We start from the raw sequence: 22,166 nt of genomic DNA, 5'->3' as shown, positions 1-22,166 counted from the left end.
GTTCCCACCACCCCATTTAATTTAATGCGTTACTTCTTCTGTCGTCTCTTCATCTGCAGATACAGCCGCGCTACCAGAAACTTTTTCAAGCATCTTAGTAAAATTACGCATAGACTGCAGATGCACATAAATCAGTTCTAGCTCATCAGTTTGAGCTAGCTCAGCAAACGTTTCAGGAGCTAAACCTTTTAGTTTTTCACGATTAACTGCTTGGAAACCAGTCACAGTACGTTTCTCGCCAGCTGGCGTAGTAAACTGCGCTCCCATAGGCTCAAGCAAATCTAGTTCCTGGAGCTTTTTAGCAAAAGCCTTAGTGCGCTGATAATGCACTTGATACTCTTTTAGGAAATCCAATACAGAACTTAGATACTGAGTTTGCTCACCATCAGCATCAAATAGCTTTTCGCCACGCCCTTCCTGATTGCAACCTTCGAACCCCTCATCTACACAAAGCGTTAGGGTCGAACCATCATCAGCACTAGAAAAAACAAATGGGTAACGACGGATGAAAGCTGGGATATATTTAGCTTTCCAACTACCATCTTCATTTACGTAAAGATTTTCCTGCTCTCTAACACCCATTAGAACTACCGGTAGAAGATTTTCACCTTCGCCCGCAAACACTACACAATATTCTTCAGCCGCATTAGGAAACTCAACAGCCATTAACGGTACTGAGTTAACCGCTTGAGCAAAGCCATATTGACTACCCGCTTTTACTGACCAATCTGCATGACGCTGCTTATTGATTGGCTGAACATCTCCGTAAATCAGTAACTGTGTTGTCACGTTGTTTTCCTTAGCTATTTCTAATATTTATTGCAGTCTAAAGGATCCATCTTAGATAAGAAGACACCCCTTCTGCAACTTAACTATTGGCCTGTGGAGTAAGTATTTCTTCTTCCCAACCAAAATTCTTAATATATGCACTATTTAACCCTAGGCATTCCGTGGACTGACAGCTTTCTCGATGCTTACATTGATAAAAACCGTTTTTTTCAAATTCCCGCCAAAATACAGGATCAATAAAAAGTTGCGGCTGTCCATTTACCAATAAATGCTTAAATTCTCCCAACAAACATTGTGGGAAATTTTTAATTTCCACACGCCGACCTAGCGCCTGTGCTTTTATCACAGCCTCTTTCAAATAGGGCAACATTTCCAAATGAGGTGCAAGCAAAGTCTTTTCATCCTTGCCTGACATCGGCCAATAAAACCAAAATTCCATTTGCGCTAAGTTTTTTAAATGCGCTAATGCATCTACAACTTGCGGTAACTGCTTATAACTTTTTTTTGTTACGACTGTATTAGTAATACTGATCGTATGCTCCCAACGATCTATATTTTCCATTCCCTGAAGGGTTTTATTAAATGAACCTTGAACTTGGGTTATTGCATCATGCGACTGAGCATCTGCAGCAGCAACGCTAATGAAAAATTCGTCAACCCCAGAGTCAATGAGCTGGGCACAATAATCTAACTTGCCAAGATGCATACCATGACTCTGAATTCGAACATGCTGAAAGCCAGACTGCTTTGCGGCTTTAGCCAGTTCAGGCAAATTTCTGTGCAAGGTAATTTCTGAGCCGGTAAGAATTAGCCCAGACCACTTTTGGTGTTCTCGATTATAAGCAAGCAGCTCATCAAACTTTTGTCGACTCTGCGGTTCAAGATAATCCATAGTTCCTTCGATCATGCAGTGAACGCATTTTAAGTTACAGCGAAATTCCATTGTCATAGAGACGTAGACACTGTGATCGAAGCGCTGTTCTATAGAAAGCATCAAAAAATTCCGTAATAACTCGTCTTCAAAACTTCTATCTGGCCATCAGGCAACATTTTGTAATCTACGCCGACATCATAGAGCATATGATCTAATTCATTCATAGAAGCCTTTACATAACCCAGAATCGGCTCTGGATACCTCATGACTTCTAAGAACCAAATAAGCTGTTCTATTTTAATACGAGAGAAGTAGATCCCTTCATTTTGTTTTTTATTAGCAACTACGGTCGTTTCACAATCACGAAGTTCAGGAAAAAGAATTTTATTGAAATCTAACTTCCGCAGGTTCAAATGCGCAGAACTTGCTATCTTTGCCAAAATACCTTCTTTCTCTTTAACCGAGTTATAGAAGTAATAAAGATTGCTTAAGGAAAGACCGTCTTCAGACAAGAGATAACTAATTCCTGAAGACACATTACTACCGTCATTCCCAATATAGATATTCGCTTCGCTTAAATTTAAACGACATTCATTCAACTCTTCGACACCCAGATCTATCGAAAACATAAAGTAAGGTACATCATCCGATACATCCAAAGCAGTCGATAAATAATCAGGCATCAGTCGCTTTAAACGAGAAAAGGAGTTTATTCTCTCAAGGCGTTTATAGTCGTAAAAATACAGTTCCCAACTAATTTTTCCGTCAACAAGCTTTACCCCCCAAACTGTCTGTCCCTCTCCCATCAATTTCTGAATTTCGTTTATCAACTTAACGCCGTTAACTCCGACGCCCGCTACAGAAAAGCTATTTAATAGAAGGTTAACAGAATGCTGTTTACCATCAGTAGCTGCCAGAGGGGGGTACGGCCAAAGACAATAATCCGACAACTGCGCTTTGGGGCCACATTTTTTAAAAAACAGCTCTAGCTCATTCCTATTTTCCACAGCGTTCTTCCACTCCAAAATACAGCGTAACAAAAGGCTCTCCAGCTCGATTTATTCCGCCAGATACATGACCTAAAACACGACCCGCATTTTGTTCTAAAAATTGTTCCACAGAAGTAGACGAAATTGAAAAGCTTTTAAAAAGCCTTTTCAGTAAAGAAGGCAACTCACCTATTTGGAGAGAGAAATCATATAAATTGATATCAAAAGACCTACGCACACTCTCAGGCTCAGATACATCAAGCATCATTGGCAACTTTGATTTACAAACCTGCTCCAATAATGCTGTAACCCACAAAGACTGTCCCCGCCCAGAAGAGCCTAAGCATTGTTCAATAAATGAAAAATAATGCTCCTTGGATAAGGAGGGTAAACATCGATAGTTTGTGATTAAATGACGATTGCTATTTGGATTCCATTTAATTGCCTGATGCAGCAAAAACCCCTTCGAGTCATTTAGCTCGCCACCTTCGGCAACAGAATAAGGATACTCAAGATAAAGTTTAAACAGCGGCTCACCACGCTCATCCTCATACCCTAGATGAACAAGCTCAGCTTTATCAAGTCGATTCTGAATCCATCCCAAGCCTTCGTCAGGCATTTTAAGATCAACCGCTAACTCCAAAAGCGAAGCCAGCGGATCGGTCCCAAAACAGTTTTTGTGTTGAGTAAGTAGAAATCGGGTTTGATTGAGAGTTCCCGCCGTTAATTTACAAGAACGCTCATAACCAAATGGCACTGCCAAAGAGGAAAAGGCAGATAGCAATACAGCTTGCGGCTGCATTTGAGACCTAACGACGAGCCTGCTCAGAACTTCGATAAGTACGGCTATCCATTACCGATGCCGTAATCTCAAACGCTTGCTCTTCACCAGAAAGCATGGCGTTAACCTGCTCCAAATCAGTATCTCCTAAGAGGCCAACAGCACGCTTTAGGCGCAACGTATTTATAAGATAGTCATATCGAGCACTAGAAAACTCAGTTCTAGCAAAGAACAAATCACGCTCTGCATCCAATACACTTAAGCTCGATGTCAAACCAGACTCATAAGCGGTACGTTTTGCTTCTACACCAAGCTCATAAGCATCCACTGAACGCTGCAACGCTTCAACTTTAGCAATAGAGCCAACAACACCGTCAAATGCAGCATACGTCTCACGTTCTGTTGCACGCCACTCAACTTCTAATTCATCCTGAGCTTTATTATGCAGTTCAATAGACTCTCTGACTTTAGAAGACACTGCACCACCTGCGTAAATGGGCACAGTTAATTTAACCATCATGTCTTGAGTCTCAACTTCAGAGCCACCACCAAATAGTGACCCTTCTGTCTCTCTATTGTTCTGCGAAAAAACAAAATCTAATGTTGGATAATGTCCACCCTTTTGTCGGCGAACTTCCTGCCAAGCTACTGAAGTCGCATAACGCTTAGCGAGAACATTAGGATTGTTGTTTCGGCTTTTCTCAACCCACTCTTGAGGCATTGCTGGCGTTGGCTCAACCAAGTCCATATCAAGACCAAGAGAAACCAATGACTGGGGTAATTGCCCTGTCATCTCTTTCAAACTTTGAAGCGCATCCTTTAGTGTATTGCGAATTTCCACTTCACGCGCTTTAGCTTGCATATAACGCGCCTGAGCATCCAGTTCATCGGTAACACGTGCCAGACCATCTTCGCGCTGCTGACGTACCAGCTCATAGTGTTTTTCTAGGGAAGCAACTTCAGACTTAACAGAAGTGTAATTATCGTATTCTCGTAGCGCAGAAAAATAGTTTTCGGCGGTACGCATCATCAGATCTTGGCGAACATCCTCCAACTCAGACGCTACCCTCTTCACATCTTCTTTCGCTTGTTTAAAGTAAGCCCAATTACTGTAGCTATAGATAGATTGGGTAAGAGATAGAGTCATCTCAGTGGTTGGGTAAGAGGTGCTCCCGCTGGAAAAAACCTGATTATCAGAACTAACAATATCTTGCGTTGTTTCTGTCTGAGAATAATCAAATTTGATAGTAGGAAGTAACGCGGCTTTGGCTTGAGAATATATTTCTTTAGACGCTTCGTGCTCATGAAAACCCGCCTGATAGGTAGGGTCATTTTCCAACGCTAATTTGTAAACATCAATTAAATCTTCGGCATTAGCTGATAGGCTAATCATACACCCAGAAAGGCATGCAGCTGTTACAATCTTTCTTACACTTTTGTGCACAATAGACACCTTATTTAGCTCCTCTCTTTTTAAGCCCGCTCTGCAACAGGATCGGTTTCTATCAGGATGCAGATTTTTACATTTCAACGTGATGAGCAATATTACACTACACAAACCCAAAGCACTTAATTCAAGACAATTAATTTAGTAGTTATTAACATACATAGAATTAAAGCGTTATATTTTTTAGAGTATATTTGAAAAGAAATTAAGTTTTTATACATTTCCTATTATTAAATTACCCCAAACTCAATCAAAGTCATCCGCACAATAGCAAGCTAGCGAATTAAAAGTACATTTAGAATTACTTAAACCTGTTTATTGAAATACAATTCAACATCTATACTTATAAGATGATCATTTAACTCTGGAACAGCAGAACTGCAGTAGCTATCCATATGAGTAACAAAGCCATTAAACAGACTGATTTCGAAGCTCAGGTTGCACAATTGCAGCAGGAGATAGAACGCCTTAACGATTTTGCTGCGCTATCGTCCGATTGGTTTTGGGAGCAGGATAAAGAGTTTCGATTCATCAGCTTCTCAGGGACCGGGATCAGCCGAATGAGTCGCAACCAGATCGATTTTATTGGTCGTTGCCGCTGGGAAATGCCAATTAGCCCCGACTCTTATTCTGCAATGCAGGAACACAAAGCTCTATGTAAGCAACACGAGCCCTTCTATGATTTCCAGTACGATATTTTTAATGATGAAGGGCAATTACAGCGCTATACCGTCAGTGGTGCTCCAACCTTTGATATTGAGGGGAATTTTTCAGGTTATCGAGGCATAGCTTCCAATATCACCGATCTTTACTTAGCACGGAAAGCATTTAAAAAAACCCAGCAACAGCTGTCCCAGATGATTATTGGCAACCCCATTGCCAGCTTCGTTATCAATGAAGATCACGTTATCACACACTGGAATAAAGCCTGCGAAATACTCACAGGCATACCTGCTGCAGCAGTGATTGGCACAAAAGACTCTTGGCGTGGCTTTTATGGTCATCCGCGCCCAGTGATGGCCGATTTAGTTCTTAATGGCGCCATAGCCAAAGATATAGAAAAACACTACGGTCATAAATTCCAGCCATCAGAGCTCATCCCAGGTGCAGTAGAAGCCCAAGACTACTTTCCTAAAATGCATGATGGTCGCTGGTTATATTTCACAGCAGCTCCTCTTCAGGATGAAGATGGTCAAACCATTGGAGCGATAGAAACCCTGCAAGATATAACCAGCCAGAAAATCCAAGAAGAGAAAATCATTCATCAAGCACATTTCGATAACCTCACAGGATTACCAAATCGTTTCTTAGCTCTCGACCGGCTCAATTTGCTGATTCAAGAAGCTGAACGAAACAACAAAAAGCTTGCAGTCCTCTTTATCGATCTAGACGATTTTAAGAAAGTAAACGATACGCTTGGTCATGCACTAGGCGATGAATTACTCATTCAAGCAGCAGATAAATTACGCTCGATGATTCGCGCCAGCGATACCATAGGCCGTTTGGGCGGTGATGAATTTATCGTTCTCATTAACAACCTCGAAGATTCCCTTGAGGTACGCCCCATTGCAGAAAACCTACTCAAAAGCTTCCGCGATGTTTTTAAAGTCAAAAATAGAGAACTGCTTCTTACGACGAGTATTGGTATATCCCTTTATCCAGATGATGGCAGCCAACCGGATCAGCTGCTGCGAAATGCTGATTCCGCTATGTACCACTCCAAAAGCGAAGGTCGAAATGCCTACCACTTTTTCACCGAGGATATGAATGCCGGTATAGAACGCCGCTTACTGATAGAAGAGCAGATGCATGGCGCATTAGCACGTAACGAATTCTATCTAAACTACCAACCCGTATTTGACACTCAATCGGAACGTATTGTAGGTGCTGAAGCCCTACTTCGCTGGAGCAACCCAGTTCTAGGCCACGTACCTCCCGACGAATTTATACCGATTGCCGAACAAACAGGCTTAATCATTCCGATTGGTTACTTTGTATTAAAAGAAGCATTGAAAGCCACTAAAACTTGGACTGAACAACATAACTCCAATTTCAAAATTGCAGTCAACTTATCACCGCTGCAATTTAAAGCACCAACACTGCTCACCAAGATCAAAAAATACCTCAATACAAATCAGCTATCGGGCGACAGCTTACATTTGGAGATAACGGAAGGTGTGCTATTAGGCAATCAAACTTACATCATAAAAGCGTTTGAGGAATTCGCCCAATTAGGCATTCTTATCTCAATGGATGACTTTGGCACAGGCTACTCTTCTTTAAACTACCTTCGCCAATACCAGTTCAACACCCTAAAAATCGATCGTAGTTTTATGCAAAATTTTGAAGATGATAAAACAGCCCCAGCGCTAATAGATGCAACCATTGCTATGGCACATGCACTCGGAGTAAAAGTCATTGCAGAGGGGGTAGAAACACAGTCTCAGAGGGACTATTTAGCGGCAAAAGCATGTAACTATATTCAGGGATATTTTTACAGCAAGCCTTTACCGCAAGAAGAATTAACTAAATTAATCAGCCGCCATCAATAAACTACTTTTTAAGTTTCAAAATAGGACGTTTAGGCTTATCAGTTGCGTTAGGCCTTACTGCCCGAACTGTTGCTTTAGCGCCGTTTTTAGCTGCGTACTCCATCCCTTCTCGAATCATTAAAGCCAGTTCTGGCGCAGAAAAACCTTTGTCACCCCTGATGGACAGATCAAGCGGATTGCTGAAGCTACCGTCCAAAACTTCAATAGAAAGACCCGACTGATGCACAACCTGGCGCCCGTCTACAGACCACATACTAGCATTCCTAAAATTAATTAACGTTCGCTACACAATATACGTCAACACAGCTAGCGAACCAACGGAACTAAGTAGTAAAAGACGTCATTCATTAGTCGAGGAAATATCGGAACTTTGATAATCTTTGACCCAGAGCAAGAACTCCTCTGGCGCTAACGGCTTGCTAAAGTAATAGCCCTGAACGCGATCACAGTTCATATCCGCTAATATATTCAATTGTTGCTCTGTTTCAACACCCTCAGCAACAACGGGCAAACCCAAACCAGCACTCATGCTAATTGCGGCTGAAATAAGTGCGCAATCTTCGGGATCTGAAGCTATATCGCGCACAAAAGTCCTATCTATTTTCAAGATATCAAATGGATAATTCTTCAAATTACTGAGGGATGAGTAACCCGTGCCAAAATCATCCATCGCGATTCCAATACCAAGTTCCTTTAGCGCCTCTAGCGTTCGTTTAGCTTCCGTAGGATTCCTGATCAACAATCCTTCCGTTACCTCCAAGATTAAACTCTCCGGATTAAGATTCGCTGCCCCTAACGCTTGATCAATCACTGCCCCCAATCCATCCCCATGTAACTGTCGAGGAGAAACATTGATTGCTAAACTCAGGTCACGCAGGCCTTGAGTTCTCCAATCAGCAATCTGCATACACGCAGTTTGTATTACCCAATTTCCTATTGGCACAATCAAACCCGTTTGCTCAGCTATACCGATAAACTGATCTGGCGACACAGGACCTAACAATTCATTATTCCAGCGCAACAAAGCCTCGACCCCAACCAATTTTCTGGTCTGAGCTTCAACTATCGGTTGATAGGATAACGATAACTCTTGCTTCTCCAATGCAGACTTCAACTGGGTTTCCACCTGCATTCTCATCGTCAGGTTTTCATGTATCTGGTGATTGAAAAACCTATATGTATTGCGACCGGCCTCTTTAGCTTGATACATAGCCAAATCAGCATTGCGTAACAGAATAGCCCCATCCTCACCGTCTTCAGGAAAGATAGATAATCCAATGCTAGGGGTAACTGCTAAACTATGGCCTGCCAATTGAAACGTCTCCGAAAAGGCATGCTTAATCTTATCTAACACAGGGAAGCAATCGGATTGCTCTGAAATTGCGGGCATAATAATCAAGAACTCATCCCCACCTAAGCGCGCAACTACATCTGATTCTCGGACGGTATTCAGCAGCCGAGAAGCCGCCTTAATTAAAAGCTGATCACCAATATCATGACCCAATGAGTCATTAACATTCTTAAAGCCATCAAGATCGATAAACATAACCGCCAATTTATGCTGCAATCGCCGAGCATTAATTACCCCCTGTGCTAAACGCTCCATCCCAAGCGTTCTATTGGGCAATTCAGTCAGTGCGTCATAACTAGCCTGATAAAGTAGCTTCTGCTCCTGTTCACGTCGTTCGGTAATATCTTCCTTAATAATCAGATAATGGGTAATTTCTGATTCGGTGGTTGTCACCGGAGATAAGTGCACTGCTTCCCAACAACTCTGACCCGACCGTCGAGTAGCACATAGTTCGCCTGCCCACTCTTGGTCATTATTTAAAGCCTGAGTAAAATCAATAAATGAGGCTTTCTTTGTCTGTTGTTGATCAATTAAAGAGATGGCACTTTTGCCCAGCAGATCCTCTTCAACAAAGCCTGAGGCCTGAATAGCAGCATCATTCACATACTCGATCATTCCTCTAGCATCGGAAATGATGATACTGACAGGGGTTTGCGATACCGCAAGAGAAAGTACTTTTAGTTCTTGCTGTATTTTTGCTCGCTCAACAACCTCTTCACGAAGCTTGAGATTAGACTCTTTTAGCTCTTTTGTTCGCTCTTTAACCCGCTCTTCCAATAATAAGCGAGCTTGAGTTAGCGCAGTTTGTCGATCAGCTAGTTTCTCCTGCATAGCGTTAAAAGATCGCGCCAAAGCCGTTAACTCATCATGCCCAACAACATCAACTTTATGCTCAAGATCGCCATTGGCAATTCTAAAAAATGCCTGACGCATTCGGTTTAAACGCAAAACGAAATAGCGAGAAAACCAAATCATTAAGATGATCGCAATCAGCATTCCAACGAGGGAAATCAGCAAGAAACGTTGTTGTTGCGACTCTAATTCTGCAACCGCTTCGATTATAAATCCATCTGTTGAGATCTCGATCTGGGTTACAAGAATCTCTAAGTCCTTTGCGATGACATTAAATCGGGGTTGAGATTCAAATTGAGACAATCGAAAAGCTTCCGCTATCTGCCCATCAACGGCAGACTGAATAACTTTATTGAGACTAGATTTCAGTCGCTGCCAATTATCATCAATTGATCGAACCTGCCTATCATGCCCATCACCAAATTCGTCAATGAACGCGCGCCAACTATGTTCAAATAACTGGATATCTGCAGACAATTTTTCAGTTGCAGCTGTAAGAGCGAAGAAATCACTCTCAACATGTAAATTAACTTCAGTGACTCGGATACGATAAATTAAGGATTGAAGTGCATTGACCTGAACTAAAGGCCTGACGGCTTGGTTCTGTATTTCCGCCTGCTGCTGAGTAGATTGCTGAGCAATCTGCTGAGCTACAGACAACAAAACTCCGACAAATAGCGCCATAAGAATGGCACCAAACAGTAATTTACGCTGAATAGTTAGTTGATGCTTTTTACTATCAAAAAGAGCCAAAATAATCCTTAATGAACAGTTGGAAATAACGCTTTCATTTTAAGCCAATATTTAATCTGCTGTTCTCGACCATATTGTTCTGTAATCTGATCCCACTCTTTAGCTGTGGCACGCATAGCCTCTTGCGCCGACTGCTCCCCTTTTGCGGCAAGAAAAAGATTCTTATTAAGCGCAGCAATATATTCTCGATCTCCAGGTAGTCCCGTACCAGCAGGCACAGTCACAGAGACTTCTTTAAGAGCCACGTCTAATACATCTTTACCATACGTAGCCTGAATAGTTTCAGACTGAAAGTGACTAACTCGGTAAGGATCAGCAAATCCTCCTTTCTCCGATAGAGCAAGTTCAGATATATCGGGGTCAGTCAGCCACATTGCAAATAAAAATGCTAATTCTTTATTCTCAGCAGTACTAGGTATCACTAAGTTATTGCCATAGATAAGCGTAGTTCGACGGTTAACTATATTTCCAACTTGGGTTCCTGGCATTGATACAGCTATATATTTCCCTCTTACTTTAGAATGAGGAGAATTAAAAATTTTCGCCCCTGCTAAGGTAATAATGGTCGAATAGCCTTTGCCACTCATAAAAATTGGCAGGGTATAAGTGTAGTTGCTGGAGTGATTAAGAATATCAGGTGGGGAATAAGGTAAGGTCGCTAAATAACTATCTGTAGCAGCAATGCCAGCTTCACTATCGATCAATGGTTTCATAGTGTCATCAAATAAGTATTGATTTGGATACGCTTGCGAAACGTATCTAGGCATCCAGAACATCCACCCAGAAGCTTCATCACGCTGCTCTACAGAGCCATAAAAACCGGACTCTGATCGATGAAAGAAAGCCACCTGCTGCTGATACTCTAGCCATGTTTTAGGCGCTTGTAAGGGTTCATTAAACTGCGCTTGATAAGACCTTTGATTATCAGAGTTTTCCAACAGATCTTTGCGAAGATATAGCAAAGCGATATCCCCATCAGCAGGTATAGCAACAGGAATCCCAGCATAGAAAGCTTGCTTTTTCGGCATTAAAAAAGGACTTTTTTGCACATCAACCAAGTCAAAACCAAACCACTCAATAAAAGGAGAGAGATCAACAATCAAGTTATTGTGAAATAGATCAGCATATTCTCTATTTCGCGCAACGGTTAGATCTATATCTGTCTGATTCTGGATATAATCAATTGATGCTTGCTGAGGCATTGTTTTAGCATCAATTAGTATACCTGTAGCGTCCTCCCATCGATTTTTCAAATCGTGATTTTGACCTAAAAAATTGGCAATATTCCCCTGCTTTGCGACCAAACGAATGACTGAGTCAGGTGCTATACTTCCTTGTGCTACCAACGTTTTTACACTTTCAATCGCTTTGTCCGCTTGCTCTCCTGCAATTGAAACAACCGACACCAATGTAAGGGAAAAGATACATAAAAAGGACCTAAAAACGGATTTCAACTCTCATCCCTCTGGTTTAATTGCTACACACATAAAGTTATCATAGATAACCCATTAAGTTTGGCTGCATTAGTTAACAATGAGTTGGATACTGGAAAACAATGGCTTCATCATAGAGGCTATTATTATGGGAATAATTATTGTGTATGTTGGGCTTAAAATCTAATCCCAGACCTTATTTCCTCCGTTAGTTTCGAAACTTAAGCACATACGCTTTTATAGGATGTACTCGCATGATTGATGGCAAAATAACGAAACAATCAAAATATTTAATAAGTCCGGTTGTGCTTGCCACCACTTTAAATGTTTTCGCTCAAGATCAATCTGAGTTACCCGAATTCACCGAAGAAGATATTTTTATAGATATTCCCCAGGTAATTTCTGCGACACACTTTCCTCAGAAACTAACTGAAGCACCTGCTGCCATCACCATCATTGATCAAGATATGATCGAAGCTTCAGGTGCCATCAATATTCCAGACCTATTTCGCTTAGTGCCTGGAATGCAAGTATTCCACGTAAACACAAATAAAATGGGTGTTACTTATCACGGCATGTCAGATGATTTTCCATCACGCATGGAAGTGATGATTAATGGTCGATCGATCTATATACCTCTACTTTCCACTGTAGTTTGGGAAACCGTAGGCATTACTGTGGATGATATTGACCATATTGAAGTCGTACGAGGCTCCAACGTACCTACCCATGGTTCGAATGCGTTTCTGGGTGCCATCAATATTATTACTAAATCTCCAATTACCGAATCTGGTACGGCTGTTAGAACCACGACTGGCGCCCTTGGCACAAAAAATATTACTGCACGCCACTCAGACACCCTTTCAAATATCAGTTACACCCTATCTGCTGGTAGAGAAGAAAATGATGGTAGCGATTATTATAAGGATGGTGCGCAAAATAAGTTTATTACCCTATCTGGATCTATAACACCTAATCTATCCGACACTATCCATTTTGATATCGGCGCAACCAAGGGTTACGCCTATCGCGGGGATTCTGATAAAACTGATCTTGATAAAGCAGGCTTTACCCCTAGAGATCACCTATCCAGTTTCCAAGATATTCGTTGGAACCGAGTTTTAGAAGACCAGTCAGAACTCCAACTGCGTTACACACACAATTTTTTAAAGCTAGATACAGAAAATTGGACAGCAGAAGAGCTCGTAATTAACGAAGGAATTCCGACTGTAGAGTTAGCAGAAGCATTACTTGCTGATAATTTTGGAGGCGCTGCTGCTAAAGATACAGAACGTGGAACGGTACAAACCCATGAAATTGGCTTTTTATACACAACCAATCCTAATGAGCGGATAAAAGCGGTTCTAGGTAGCGACCTTATTCACGAACGAGTTAAAAGCAACGTATTACTTCAATACCCAGATAAAGATTGGATTCATGGGAATCGCTGGCAAATTTTCGGTAACCTTCAGTATAAAGCAACAGAAAAAGTAACTCTGAATGCCGGCGCTATGTTTGAAGAAAGCACTTATGTCGGCGGCGCAACTTCATACAGAACCGCACTAAACTATGCATTAAGTGACTTCTCCACAATAAGGACGGCATTTTCTCATGCTCACCGAATGCCATCATTACTAGAAACAAATCGCCGTGCCGTGATCGATTACAGTGTTTTATTTGGCCCTGGAACAATCGATTTACTTAACCTACCCGGACCTCTCGATTCTGAAGAGATCAACACCTTTGAATTAGGGTTCTTTCATACCTGGCCTGAACACGGTAGTCATTTTGATCTCAGACTTTTCTATGAAGATATAAGTAATGCGGCCGTCAGGAGTACAAGAATAGATTCTGATGTCGATGATGCAAATAATGATCATTATGATATTGGCCAGAATAACTCAGAGTGGATCAATCAAGGCGCTGAGGCCCAGTTCAAATACACATCGTTATCACCACATAAAAATACGGTGATATTTAACTATAGTTACAACCAAACTAGAGGCATTTGGAACCGCGGTGCATACCCAGAAGCCGATCCAAGGCTAGTCCCGCTTAATGCTGCTTCACCTTTGCACACTGCATCACTGTTGTTATCAACAAAACCTACTGATAGCAGCTTAATATCATTATCCCACTATTATATGGATCACGTAGAATGGATTGAGGGTTTCAGCGACAAAAACAGTGGACGTACGAATTACACTCGAACTGATATGAAAGTCTCGAATACTTTTCAATTAGATATGAATTCTGAACTGGAACTATCCCTGATCGTTCAGAATCTATTCGATAAAGAGTATGCAGAATTCTATTCAAACAATATATTTGAGCGTCGGACCTACCTGCAAATGGGGCTAACGTTCTAAACCAATAAACTGCAATGGATTGTAGATGTGTTGATTAAGAGCTCGACCACACTTCACAAAACAAAGTGGCGGATTTTTCCGCTGCTAAGTCCTTTGTTTGCTCTAATTTTATTAGCATCCCCTGTAGCGGCCGAAAATTTAGTTGTTTTAAGCCGCCAATCAGACTCATACCAAAAAGTTGCGGATAGCATTCAAGTCAATATTTCTTCACATACCAAAGTGGTTACCTTACAAGATTTGCAAGATAACAACTTTAATACCGAAGGTTTTGAACATATTGTTGCTGTAGGTTCACGAGCAGCGGATCGACTTTATAATCGGATAACACCATCACAAAAGCTTTACGCAAGCTTCTTGCCTCGCCTAACGTATCAAGCTTTATTGGCAAGAAAGAAAGACCAAACTCGGATTGAGAATGGAACTATAACTGCGATCTATCTAGATCAACCCTATGCACGGCAACTTCGATTGGCAAGACTAATCGCTCCGGATGCAAAGACTGTAGCAACAGCACTTGGTCCAAATTCGAAGAATGATCTACCGTTATTAGAGGCTGCGGCACAAAAGCAACAGCTGCAACTTAGCTCAACCGTTTTACAGGAGAGCGATAACCCAATCCATAAACTACAGCCACTTATTCGAAATGCTGATCTCTTTTTATCTCTTCCAGATAAATCAGTTTTCAACCGCACAACCGCCAAGTGGATTTTATACATTTCCTTTCGTCAGCGAATCCCTTTAATAGGTTTTTCACAAAAGTATGTAGAAGCTGGTGCATTAACCGCAGTTTATTCAACACCAGAGCAAATAGGTAAACAAACAGCGGAAATGATCCAAAAAGCGATCTCGGGTAGTCGATTACCAGATGCGCAGCACCCTAAATACTTTTCTGTAGTTACTAATAAAAAAGCAGCTAACTCCCTGAATATCAAAATACCTTCAGATGATGCTCTTACCCAACAATTAATGGAGTTAGAGCGATGAAACGTCAATTCACATTAGGTATTCGACAACGGGTCTTAATCATCACTTTGCTTCCACTGTGCATGATCACTTTGCTCTTAGGCGGCTATTTTATTAATACCCGGTTGGATGATGCTCGAGATGCACTGATCGAAAAAGGCCAGACAATGACACGCATGATGTCGACCTCAGCCGAATTCGGTCTATTGATTGGGAATAAAGAGATTCTTCAGGGCCTCATTAGATCCGCAACAAAAGCAGAAGAAGTAGACGACGTAATATTCTTATCACCGGCATTTGATGTAATTGCTCAAGGTAATCCTAATGCACCTCCACTAGATAAAGATGCGGGTTACCCTCTATATAAAAACAATCAGGTTTACTTCCTACATCCTGTCGTAGCGACGGGTGTAGATTTCTTAGATACTGATGAAACTGCAAGCAAGGAAACAGAACCAGAATTTATTGGCTGGGTAGTAATCGCTCTATCTGAAAAACCTACTCAGCTACGGCAATTTGAGATTTTAACGAAAGGGGTCATTCTTGCGATCATAGGTTTATTGACCACCTTACTAATCGCATCACGCTTTGGACAAAGAATTACCAACCCAATTCTAGGCCTTACTCATGTAATTGAGATGCTTCAACATGGCCATCTTGAAACTCGAGCTAGCCTTTCTAGTACAGGTGAACTCCGATCTCTGGCACAAGGGATTAACCGTCTAGCTCAACGGGTACAAGAATCAAACCAGACGCTTGAAAGCCGTGTAGACAAAGCAACTAAACGTTTAAGGTCAACGCTTGTACATCTAGAGAAACAGAACCAAGCACTCGATAAATCGCGTAAAAGAGCAGACAAAGCTAACGTAGCAAAAGATGAATTTCTTGCACGTATGAGCCATGAGCTACGTACGCCTTTAACATCAGTTTCAGGTTTTGCCCGCCTCTTAGATCAAACCGAACTGCAGATGGAACAGCAAGAATACACTAGGATTATTAATCTAACCTCTGACCTGCTGTTATCAATCATTGATGATATTTTGGATTATTCGAAACTTGAATCAAACGCCATAGAATTAGAAGAGATCTCTTTTGAATTTGAAAGCTGCGTTATAGATGTAATGGAGATGCAAGCAGCTTCTGCCAATGAGAAAGGCATAGAACTAATTCCAATAATCGAATCTGATACGCCGAAATTCATCATTGGAGACCCTATCAGGTTACGACAGATCCTATCAAACCTAATTAGTAATGCCGTAAAGTTCACATCAGCTGGTTATGTCTGTTTGCATGTTACAACCCACAAGAGTGATCCTGTACAGACCGAACTTGAAATCGTTATCAAAGACACCGGTATTGGTATACCAGAAGATAGAATCACTAATCTATTTCAGGCATTCAGCCAAGCAGATACATCTATCACAAGAAAGTTCGGGGGATCCGGCTTAGGGCTCGTTATTGCCAAACGTCTAACTGAACTTATGGCCGGCTCTATATCTTTAGCAAGTAGAGAAAACCAAGGTACTGAAGTAACACTTAAAATTCCATTTTCTGCACGACAGAGCCAAAGAGCTCAGCACACTTATAAGAGTAAAAATATTCTTTTATTTGACGTTAATCCACTATGTAGCCAAGGCTTAAAACATCAACTGAGCAACATGCAGACCAAAATCATTGAGGCTTCTTCGTATGCAGAACTGTTGTCGTTAAGTGCAGAATTACAAGAAAGCACTATCGTCTGGGGCCTACCCCCTAAATACACACAGAAAAACACCATAGATCAAATTAACCGAATCTTAGAAAATTCAAGCGGCAGGTTGATTATATTAAGTAGTACACCTGTATCTATTATCAATAACTATCGAGTTATCCAGCTACGTAAACCTGCACGGACACAATTACTGCTAAACGCATTATCCCCTGATTCTTACAAACTGCCTGAATATGAGACAGCGAACGTATTACAAATCCTTAACACACCAACCATATTGATTGCAGAAGACAATGACTTTAACCGTTTGTTAGTTAGAAAGATTCTTGTCCAAGCAGGCGCTAAAGTATTAGAGGCAAGAACCGGCAGCGAAGCACTGCAGCAAACACTTAAACATCAGCCAGATTTGGTATTGATGGATGTACACATGCCAGAAATGGATGGTATAGAAGCAACAAAACAGATCCGACTTACACAACCTAGCTTGCCAATCCTTGCTTTGACCGCAAACGTCATCGCCAGTGAACACCAGAAGTTGATTGAATCTGGCATCAGCCATGTTTTATTGAAACCTATCAATGATGGCGACCTTTGCCACTCTATAAACCAATTTCTTTCGTTCTCAAAAAATGATGAACCGCTAACACCGACTCCGCAAAATGAAGTAACCGATATAGAGAAATATGACTTAGGTAAACACGAGCTATCCGCGGAAGTTAAAAAACAACTACAAGGAATAATGAACGGTTTCGAAAGCAAAGATATTTCGATGATGAGAAATCATAGCCATCAATTATTAGGTTTAGCGGGGTTGTTCCAGATTCCTGAATTAGAAGTAAGTGGCAACAAATTACATGACGCCCTGATAGAGCAAAAGTACAAAACCATCTGGAAGGAGCTTTGGCAGCTCAAGAGAATAATTGAAAACGAACAGTACGATCTATCAGAAGAGCTTTGAACTAGGCTCAGATTTAATCAAATGATCTAATTTAACCGCTAACACTCTGATACGCTGAATCCCGTCACGATCATAAATAGCTCCACTTAGCCCTTCACCTGCAGGCGGATGCTCATTATCACCGAAAGCAACTACCAAACACCCCTTTCTAATATTTTCTAATTCAGGGTCGTGTAGGATGGGGAGAGATAAAAACATTTCCCATCGTGCAACCTCTAAACGCTTTTCCATCAGATCAACGAGTAGAGCCATTACCTCAGCTCTTGAAGGGCGGTAAGTAGGCGGTTTCCCTAAAGCAAATGCCAAGGCAACACCAACAAGAACTATGAAACTAATTACAAATACGAGTAAAAATTCCATACATTAATGGAGACTCTCATCAAAATCATAATTAGCCAATTTAGCAGCAGCTTGCTTTACTTTGTCACCCAGCTCAGAATCAATTTGTGACATCTCCTTCTGAAAAGACCACTTAGCTTGCTTAGATAACGCTTTCCACTGATCCTTAATTGGAATATGTTCCGTGCGTTTAAATACCTCATAGATTACAGAATAATCAGCATGCTGTAATAACTGAGGAGCGAGAGATTCAAGCAGTGTAGACAAGCGAATACACGCTTCTGTCGTAGTTAACTTCTCATCATTACCTACCGCTCTAGAGATAACTTGAACACTCTCAATTAAATAAGCCCTTCTCTCATTATAACGTTTACTGATTTTTTCAGCCTGTAATGCATGATCAGCCTTAACTTGTTTAATCTGTGTGTAATGACGCTTAATGAAGTAAATGGCTACAGCACAGACAACTAAACAGATAGCAATTAATGTATAAATTAGAGAGTCAGACATACAAACAACCTTAGAACCAATAACTATTGGACGCTATTAAACCAAAAAATACGAATGCGAAGTTTAGGGGAAATATACGCAAAATCCCATTAAAAGGATTAATAACTTAGAGAACAGCGAAGGACAGCTGTTCAGTTTAGTATTAGGATTAATTAAGACAACTCACCCTTACGGACTTATCTGCTTTTACTTGTTTTTATCCGCTCCAAGCAGCGCCTATCCGCTCTTAACCGTATTTTATTGCCCACCAACGAAAAAACCCCGATCACAGCGTGACCGGGGTTTTCTCTTAATTAAATGCTTGGCGATGACCTACTCTCACATGGGGAAGCCCCACACTACCATCGGCGATGTTGCGTTTCACGTCTGAGTTCGGGATGGATTCAGGTGGTTCCACAACTCTATGGTCGCCAAGCAAAACTGTTACAACTTAGATCTGATTCTTCTTTTATTTGATCTAGATAGTTTATCGACTGTAGCTTAACTACGCGCTAATTCGTTACTCTCTATCGTCTTACATATCTTACAAGTCACTTGCCAAACGCCTTGGGCGTTATATGGTCAAGCCTCACGGGCAATTAGTATTGGTTAGCTCAACGCCTCACAGCGCTTCCACACCCAACCTATCAACGTCGTAGTCTTCAACGGCCCTTTAGGGGAATCAAGTTCCCAGTGAGATCTCATCTTGAAGGAGGCTTCCCGCTTAGATGCTTTCAGCGGTTATCCCGTCCGAACGTAGCTACCCGGCAATGCAATTGGCATCACAACCGGTACACCAGAGGTTCGTTCACTCCGGTCCTCTCGTACTAGGAGCAACTCTTCTCAAATCTCAAACGCCCACGGCAGATAGGGACCGAACTGTCTCACGACGTTCTAAACCCAGCTCGCGTACCACTTTAAATGGCGAACAGCCATACCCTTGGGACCGGCTTCAGCCCCAGGATGTGATGAGCCGACATCGAGGTGCCAAACACCGCCGTCGATGTGAACTCTTGGGCGGTATCAGCCTGTTATCCCCGGAGTACCTTTTATCCGTTGAGCGATGGCCCTTCCATACAGAACCACCGGATCACTAGAACCTACTTTCGTACCTGCTCGACGTGTCTGTCTCGCAGTCAAGCACCCTTCTACTCTTGCGCTCATTGCATGATTTCCGACCATGCTGAGGGTACCTTCGTGCTCCTCCGTTACTCTTTGGGAGGAGACCGCCCCAGTCAAACTACCCACCACACAATGTCCCCGATCCCGCTTAGGGAACTGGGTTAGAACCTCAACATTACCAGGCTGGTATTTCAAAGGTGGCTCCACCTGAACTGGCGTCCAAGTTTCAAAGCCTCCCAGCTATTCTACACAAGTAATGTCAAAGTCCACTGTGAAGCTGTAGTAAAGGTTCACGGGGTCTTTCCGTCTAGCCGCGGGTAAACTGCATCTTAACAGCTATTTCAATTTCACTGAGTCTCGGGTGGAGACAGTGTGGCCATCGTTACGCCATTCGTGCAGGTCGGAACTTACCCGACAAGGAATTTCGCTACCTTAGGACCGTTATAGTTACGGCCGCCGTTTACCGGGGCTTCGATCAAGAGCTTCGCACAAGTGCTAACCCCATCAATTAACCTTCCGGCACCGGGCAGGCGTCACACCCTATACGTCCTCTTTCGAGTTTGCAGAGTGCTATGTTTTTAATAAACAGTCGCAGCCACCTGGTATCTTCGACCGGCCTCAGCTTAGGGAGCAAGTCCCATCACCAAAACCGGCGCACCTTCTCCCGAAGTTACGGTGCCATTTTGCCTAGTTCCTTCACCCGAGTTTTCTCATACGCCTTAGTATTCTCTACCTGACCACCTGTGTCGGTTTAGGGTACGGTTAGTCATAACCTGAAGCTTAGAGGATTTTCCTGGAAGCATGGCATCAACTACTTCAGTCCATAAAGGACCTCGTCATCGGTTCTCGGTCTTAAGGACCCGGATTTGCCTAAGTCCTCAACCTACTACCTTAAACGCGGACAACCAACGCCGCGCTAGCCTAGCCTTCTCCGTCCCCCCATCGCAGTTATGAGCAGTACAGGAATATTAACCTGTTTCCCATCGGATACGCTCTTCAGCCTCTCCTTAGGGGCCGACTCACCCTACCTCGAATAGCGTTGGATAGGAACCCTTGGTCTTCCGGCGGGGAGGGTTTTCACCTCCCTTATCGTTACTCATGTCAGCATTCGCACTTCTGATACCTCCACGGTGCCTTACAGCTTCCGCTTCAACAGCTTACAGAACGCTCCTCTACCATGCACAAAGTGCATCCGTAGCTTCGGTGTTATGCTTAGCCCCGTTATATCTTCCGCGCGGGCCGACTCGACTAGTGAGCTATTACGCTTTCTTTAAAGGGTGGCTGCTTCTAAGCCAACCTCCTAGCTGTCTAAGCCTTCCCACATCGTTTCCCACTTAGCATAAACTTTGGGACCTTAGCTGACGGTCTGGGTTGTTTCCCTTTCCACGACGGACGTTAGCACCCGCCGTGTGTCTCCCGTGATTGAACTCATGGGTATTCGGAGTTTGCATCGGGTTGGTAAGTCGGGATGACCCCTAGCCGAAACAGTGCTCTACCCCCATGGTTAGACACGAGGCACTACCTAAATAGTTTTCGAGGAGAACCAGCTATCTCCGAGTTTGATTAGCCTTTCACTCCTATCCACAAGTCATCCGCTGGCTTTTCAACGACAGTCGGTTCGGTCCTCCAATGCATGTTACTGCATCTTCAACCTGCCCATGGATAGATCACTCGGTTTCGGGTCTACTCCTAGCGACTGGACGCCCTATTAAGACTCGGTTTCCCTACGGCTCCGCAAATGCTTAACCTTGCCACTAAAAGTAAGTCGCTGACCCATTATACAAAAGGTACGCAGTCACCGTCCGAAAACGGCTCCCACTGCTTGTACGTACACGGTTTCAGGGTCTATTTCACTCCCCTCACAGGGGTTCTTTTCGCCTTTCCCTCACGGTACTGGTTCACTATCGGTCAGTCAGGAGTATTTAGCCTTGGAGGATGGTCCCCCCATATTCAGACAGCGTTTCACGTGTGCCGTCCTACTCGATTTCACTTTAAAAGACCTTTCACATACGGGGCTATCACCCACTATGGCCACACTTTCCAGAGTGTTCTGTTAAATCTAATAAAGCTTAAGGGCTGGTCCCCGTTCGCTCGCCGCTACTTAGGGAATCTCGGTTGATTTCTTTTCCTCTGGGTACTTAGATGTTTCAGTTCCCCAGGTTCGCCTCTAATAACCTATGTATTCAGTTAAAAGATACCTATAAATAGGTGGGTTTCCCCATTCGGAAATGTCCGGATCAAAGGTTGTTTACCACCTCCCCGAACCTTATCGCAGGTTACAACGTCCTTCATCGCCTCTGACTGCCAAGGCATCCACCGTGCACGCTTAGTCACTTGACCATATAACCCGAAGGCGTCTGGAATCACAGTAACTTGTATTGCTAGTAACGATAG

General features: G+C 42.6%; 14 protein-coding genes and 2 rRNA genes. 4 read left to right on the top strand and 12 right to left on the bottom strand.

Translation table 11 applies throughout. The features are described 5' to 3' along the window. Window positions 1–21: 21 nt before the first annotated feature. The 5 genes from ACMXYT_RS02135 to ACMXYT_RS02115 form a co-directional block, all read right to left on the bottom strand. A complete protein-coding gene (locus tag ACMXYT_RS02135; protein ID WP_415900005.1) occupies window positions 22–789 on the bottom strand; it encodes a SapC family protein in 768 nt (255 codons plus the stop codon). A 79-nt stretch (window positions 790–868) separates the two neighbouring features. Then, a complete protein-coding gene (locus tag ACMXYT_RS02130) occupies window positions 869–1,696 on the bottom strand; it encodes a radical SAM protein (protein ID WP_415900004.1) in 828 nt (275 codons plus the stop codon). Between the two features lie 86 nt (window positions 1,697–1,782). Continuing rightward, the gene (locus ACMXYT_RS02125) at window positions 1,783–2,670 is read right to left on the bottom strand and encodes a hypothetical protein (RefSeq protein ID WP_415911802.1); all 888 of its coding nucleotides are present in this window, start codon (window positions 2,668–2,670) and stop codon (window positions 1,783–1,785) included. Further along, entirely contained in the window at window positions 2,660–3,415 is a 756-nt protein-coding gene (locus ACMXYT_RS02120) for a hypothetical protein (RefSeq protein ID WP_415900002.1), read from the bottom strand. Before ACMXYT_RS02120 ends, ACMXYT_RS02125 begins: the two co-directional genes overlap by 11 nt. Before the next feature lie 46 nt (window positions 3,416–3,461). After that, a complete protein-coding gene (locus ACMXYT_RS02115) occupies window positions 3,462–4,877 on the bottom strand; it encodes a TolC family outer membrane protein (RefSeq protein WP_415900001.1) in 1,416 nt (471 codons plus the stop codon). Window positions 4,878–5,275: 398 nt separating this feature from the next. Here ACMXYT_RS02115 and ACMXYT_RS02110 point away from each other — a divergent pair, with 398 nt between their 5' ends. Beyond that, window positions 5,276–7,432, top strand: a complete 2,157-nt coding sequence (locus ACMXYT_RS02110) for an EAL and GGDEF domain-containing protein (protein WP_415911801.1) — start codon at window positions 5,276–5,278, stop codon at window positions 7,430–7,432. Between the two features lies 1 nt (window position 7,433). Here ACMXYT_RS02110 and ACMXYT_RS02105 read toward each other — a convergent pair whose 3' ends face one another. The 3 genes from ACMXYT_RS02105 to ACMXYT_RS02095 all read right to left on the bottom strand — a co-directional run bounded on the left by ACMXYT_RS02105 (window position 7,434) and on the right by ACMXYT_RS02095 (window position 11,842). Next, window positions 7,434–7,685: a hypothetical protein gene (locus ACMXYT_RS02105; RefSeq protein ID WP_415899999.1), complete on the bottom strand. Its 252-nt coding sequence runs from the start codon at window positions 7,683–7,685 to the stop codon at window positions 7,434–7,436. A gap of 87 nt (window positions 7,686–7,772) precedes the next feature. Continuing rightward, entirely contained in the window at window positions 7,773–10,388 is a 2,616-nt protein-coding gene (locus ACMXYT_RS02100) for an EAL domain-containing protein (protein ID WP_415911800.1), read from the bottom strand. 8 nt (window positions 10,389–10,396) lie between these two features. Next, entirely contained in the window at window positions 10,397–11,842 is a 1,446-nt protein-coding gene (locus ACMXYT_RS02095) for an ABC transporter substrate-binding protein (RefSeq protein ID WP_415899997.1), read from the bottom strand. A gap of 284 nt (window positions 11,843–12,126) precedes the next feature. Here ACMXYT_RS02095 and ACMXYT_RS02090 point away from each other — a divergent pair, with 284 nt between their 5' ends. From ACMXYT_RS02090 to ACMXYT_RS02080, 3 genes are read left to right on the top strand one after another with little or no spacing between them, the layout of a single operon-like run. Next, the gene (locus tag ACMXYT_RS02090) at window positions 12,127–14,190 is read left to right on the top strand and encodes a TonB-dependent receptor plug domain-containing protein (protein ID WP_415911799.1); all 2,064 of its coding nucleotides are present in this window, start codon (window positions 12,127–12,129) and stop codon (window positions 14,188–14,190) included. Window positions 14,191–14,217: 27 nt separating this feature from the next. Continuing rightward, window positions 14,218–15,174, top strand: a complete 957-nt coding sequence (locus ACMXYT_RS02085) for an ABC transporter substrate-binding protein (protein WP_415899995.1) — start codon at window positions 14,218–14,220, stop codon at window positions 15,172–15,174. After that, window positions 15,171–17,822, top strand: a complete 2,652-nt coding sequence (locus tag ACMXYT_RS02080) for an ATP-binding protein (RefSeq protein WP_415899994.1) — start codon at window positions 15,171–15,173, stop codon at window positions 17,820–17,822. The genes ACMXYT_RS02085 and ACMXYT_RS02080 overlap by 4 nt, the downstream gene beginning before the upstream one ends. Here ACMXYT_RS02080 and ACMXYT_RS02075 read toward each other — a convergent pair. The 4 genes from ACMXYT_RS02075 to ACMXYT_RS02060 all read right to left on the bottom strand — a co-directional run bounded on the left by ACMXYT_RS02075 (window position 17,808) and on the right by ACMXYT_RS02060 (window position 22,112). Further along, the gene (locus tag ACMXYT_RS02075; RefSeq protein ID WP_415899993.1) at window positions 17,808–18,182 is read right to left on the bottom strand and encodes a hypothetical protein; all 375 of its coding nucleotides are present in this window, start codon (window positions 18,180–18,182) and stop codon (window positions 17,808–17,810) included. The two genes, ACMXYT_RS02080 and ACMXYT_RS02075, sit on opposite strands and share 15 nt — an antisense overlap. Before the next feature lie 3 nt (window positions 18,183–18,185). Then, window positions 18,186–18,671 (bottom strand): DUF2489 domain-containing protein, encoded by a 486-nt coding sequence (locus ACMXYT_RS02070; protein WP_415899992.1) that lies wholly within the window; start codon window positions 18,669–18,671, stop codon window positions 18,186–18,188. 299 nt (window positions 18,672–18,970) lie between these two features. Continuing rightward, window positions 18,971–19,086, bottom strand: a 5S ribosomal RNA gene (rrf, locus tag ACMXYT_RS02065). Window positions 19,087–19,228: 142 nt separating this feature from the next. Then, window positions 19,229–22,112, bottom strand: a 23S ribosomal RNA gene (locus ACMXYT_RS02060). Window positions 22,113–22,166 lie beyond the last annotated feature (54 nt).

This window comes from Neptuniibacter sp. QD37_11 (genome assembly GCF_047778105.1).
Classification (GTDB): domain Bacteria; phylum Pseudomonadota; class Gammaproteobacteria; order Pseudomonadales; family Balneatricaceae; genus Neptuniibacter.
Note: the sequence above shows the minus strand (reverse complement) of the source record. Positions and strands in the feature narration are given on the sequence as shown.

Coding starts and splice junctions, on each gene's coding strand:
- ACMXYT_RS02075 (WP_415899993.1), bottom strand. CDS start 18,182: ATGGAATTTTTACTCGTATTTGTAATTAGTTTCATAGTTCTTGTTGGT.
- ACMXYT_RS02070 (WP_415899992.1), bottom strand. CDS start 18,671: ATGTCTGACTCTCTAATTTATACATTAATTGCTATCTGTTTAGTTGTC.
- ACMXYT_RS02080 (WP_415899994.1), top strand. CDS start 15,171: ATGAAACGTCAATTCACATTAGGTATTCGACAACGGGTCTTAATCATC.
- ACMXYT_RS02110 (WP_415911801.1), top strand. CDS start 5,276: ATGAGTAACAAAGCCATTAAACAGACTGATTTCGAAGCTCAGGTTGCA.
- ACMXYT_RS02105 (WP_415899999.1), bottom strand. CDS start 7,685: ATGTGGTCTGTAGACGGGCGCCAGGTTGTGCATCAGTCGGGTCTTTCT.
- ACMXYT_RS02130 (WP_415900004.1), bottom strand. CDS start 1,696: ATGATCGAAGGAACTATGGATTATCTTGAACCGCAGAGTCGACAAAAG.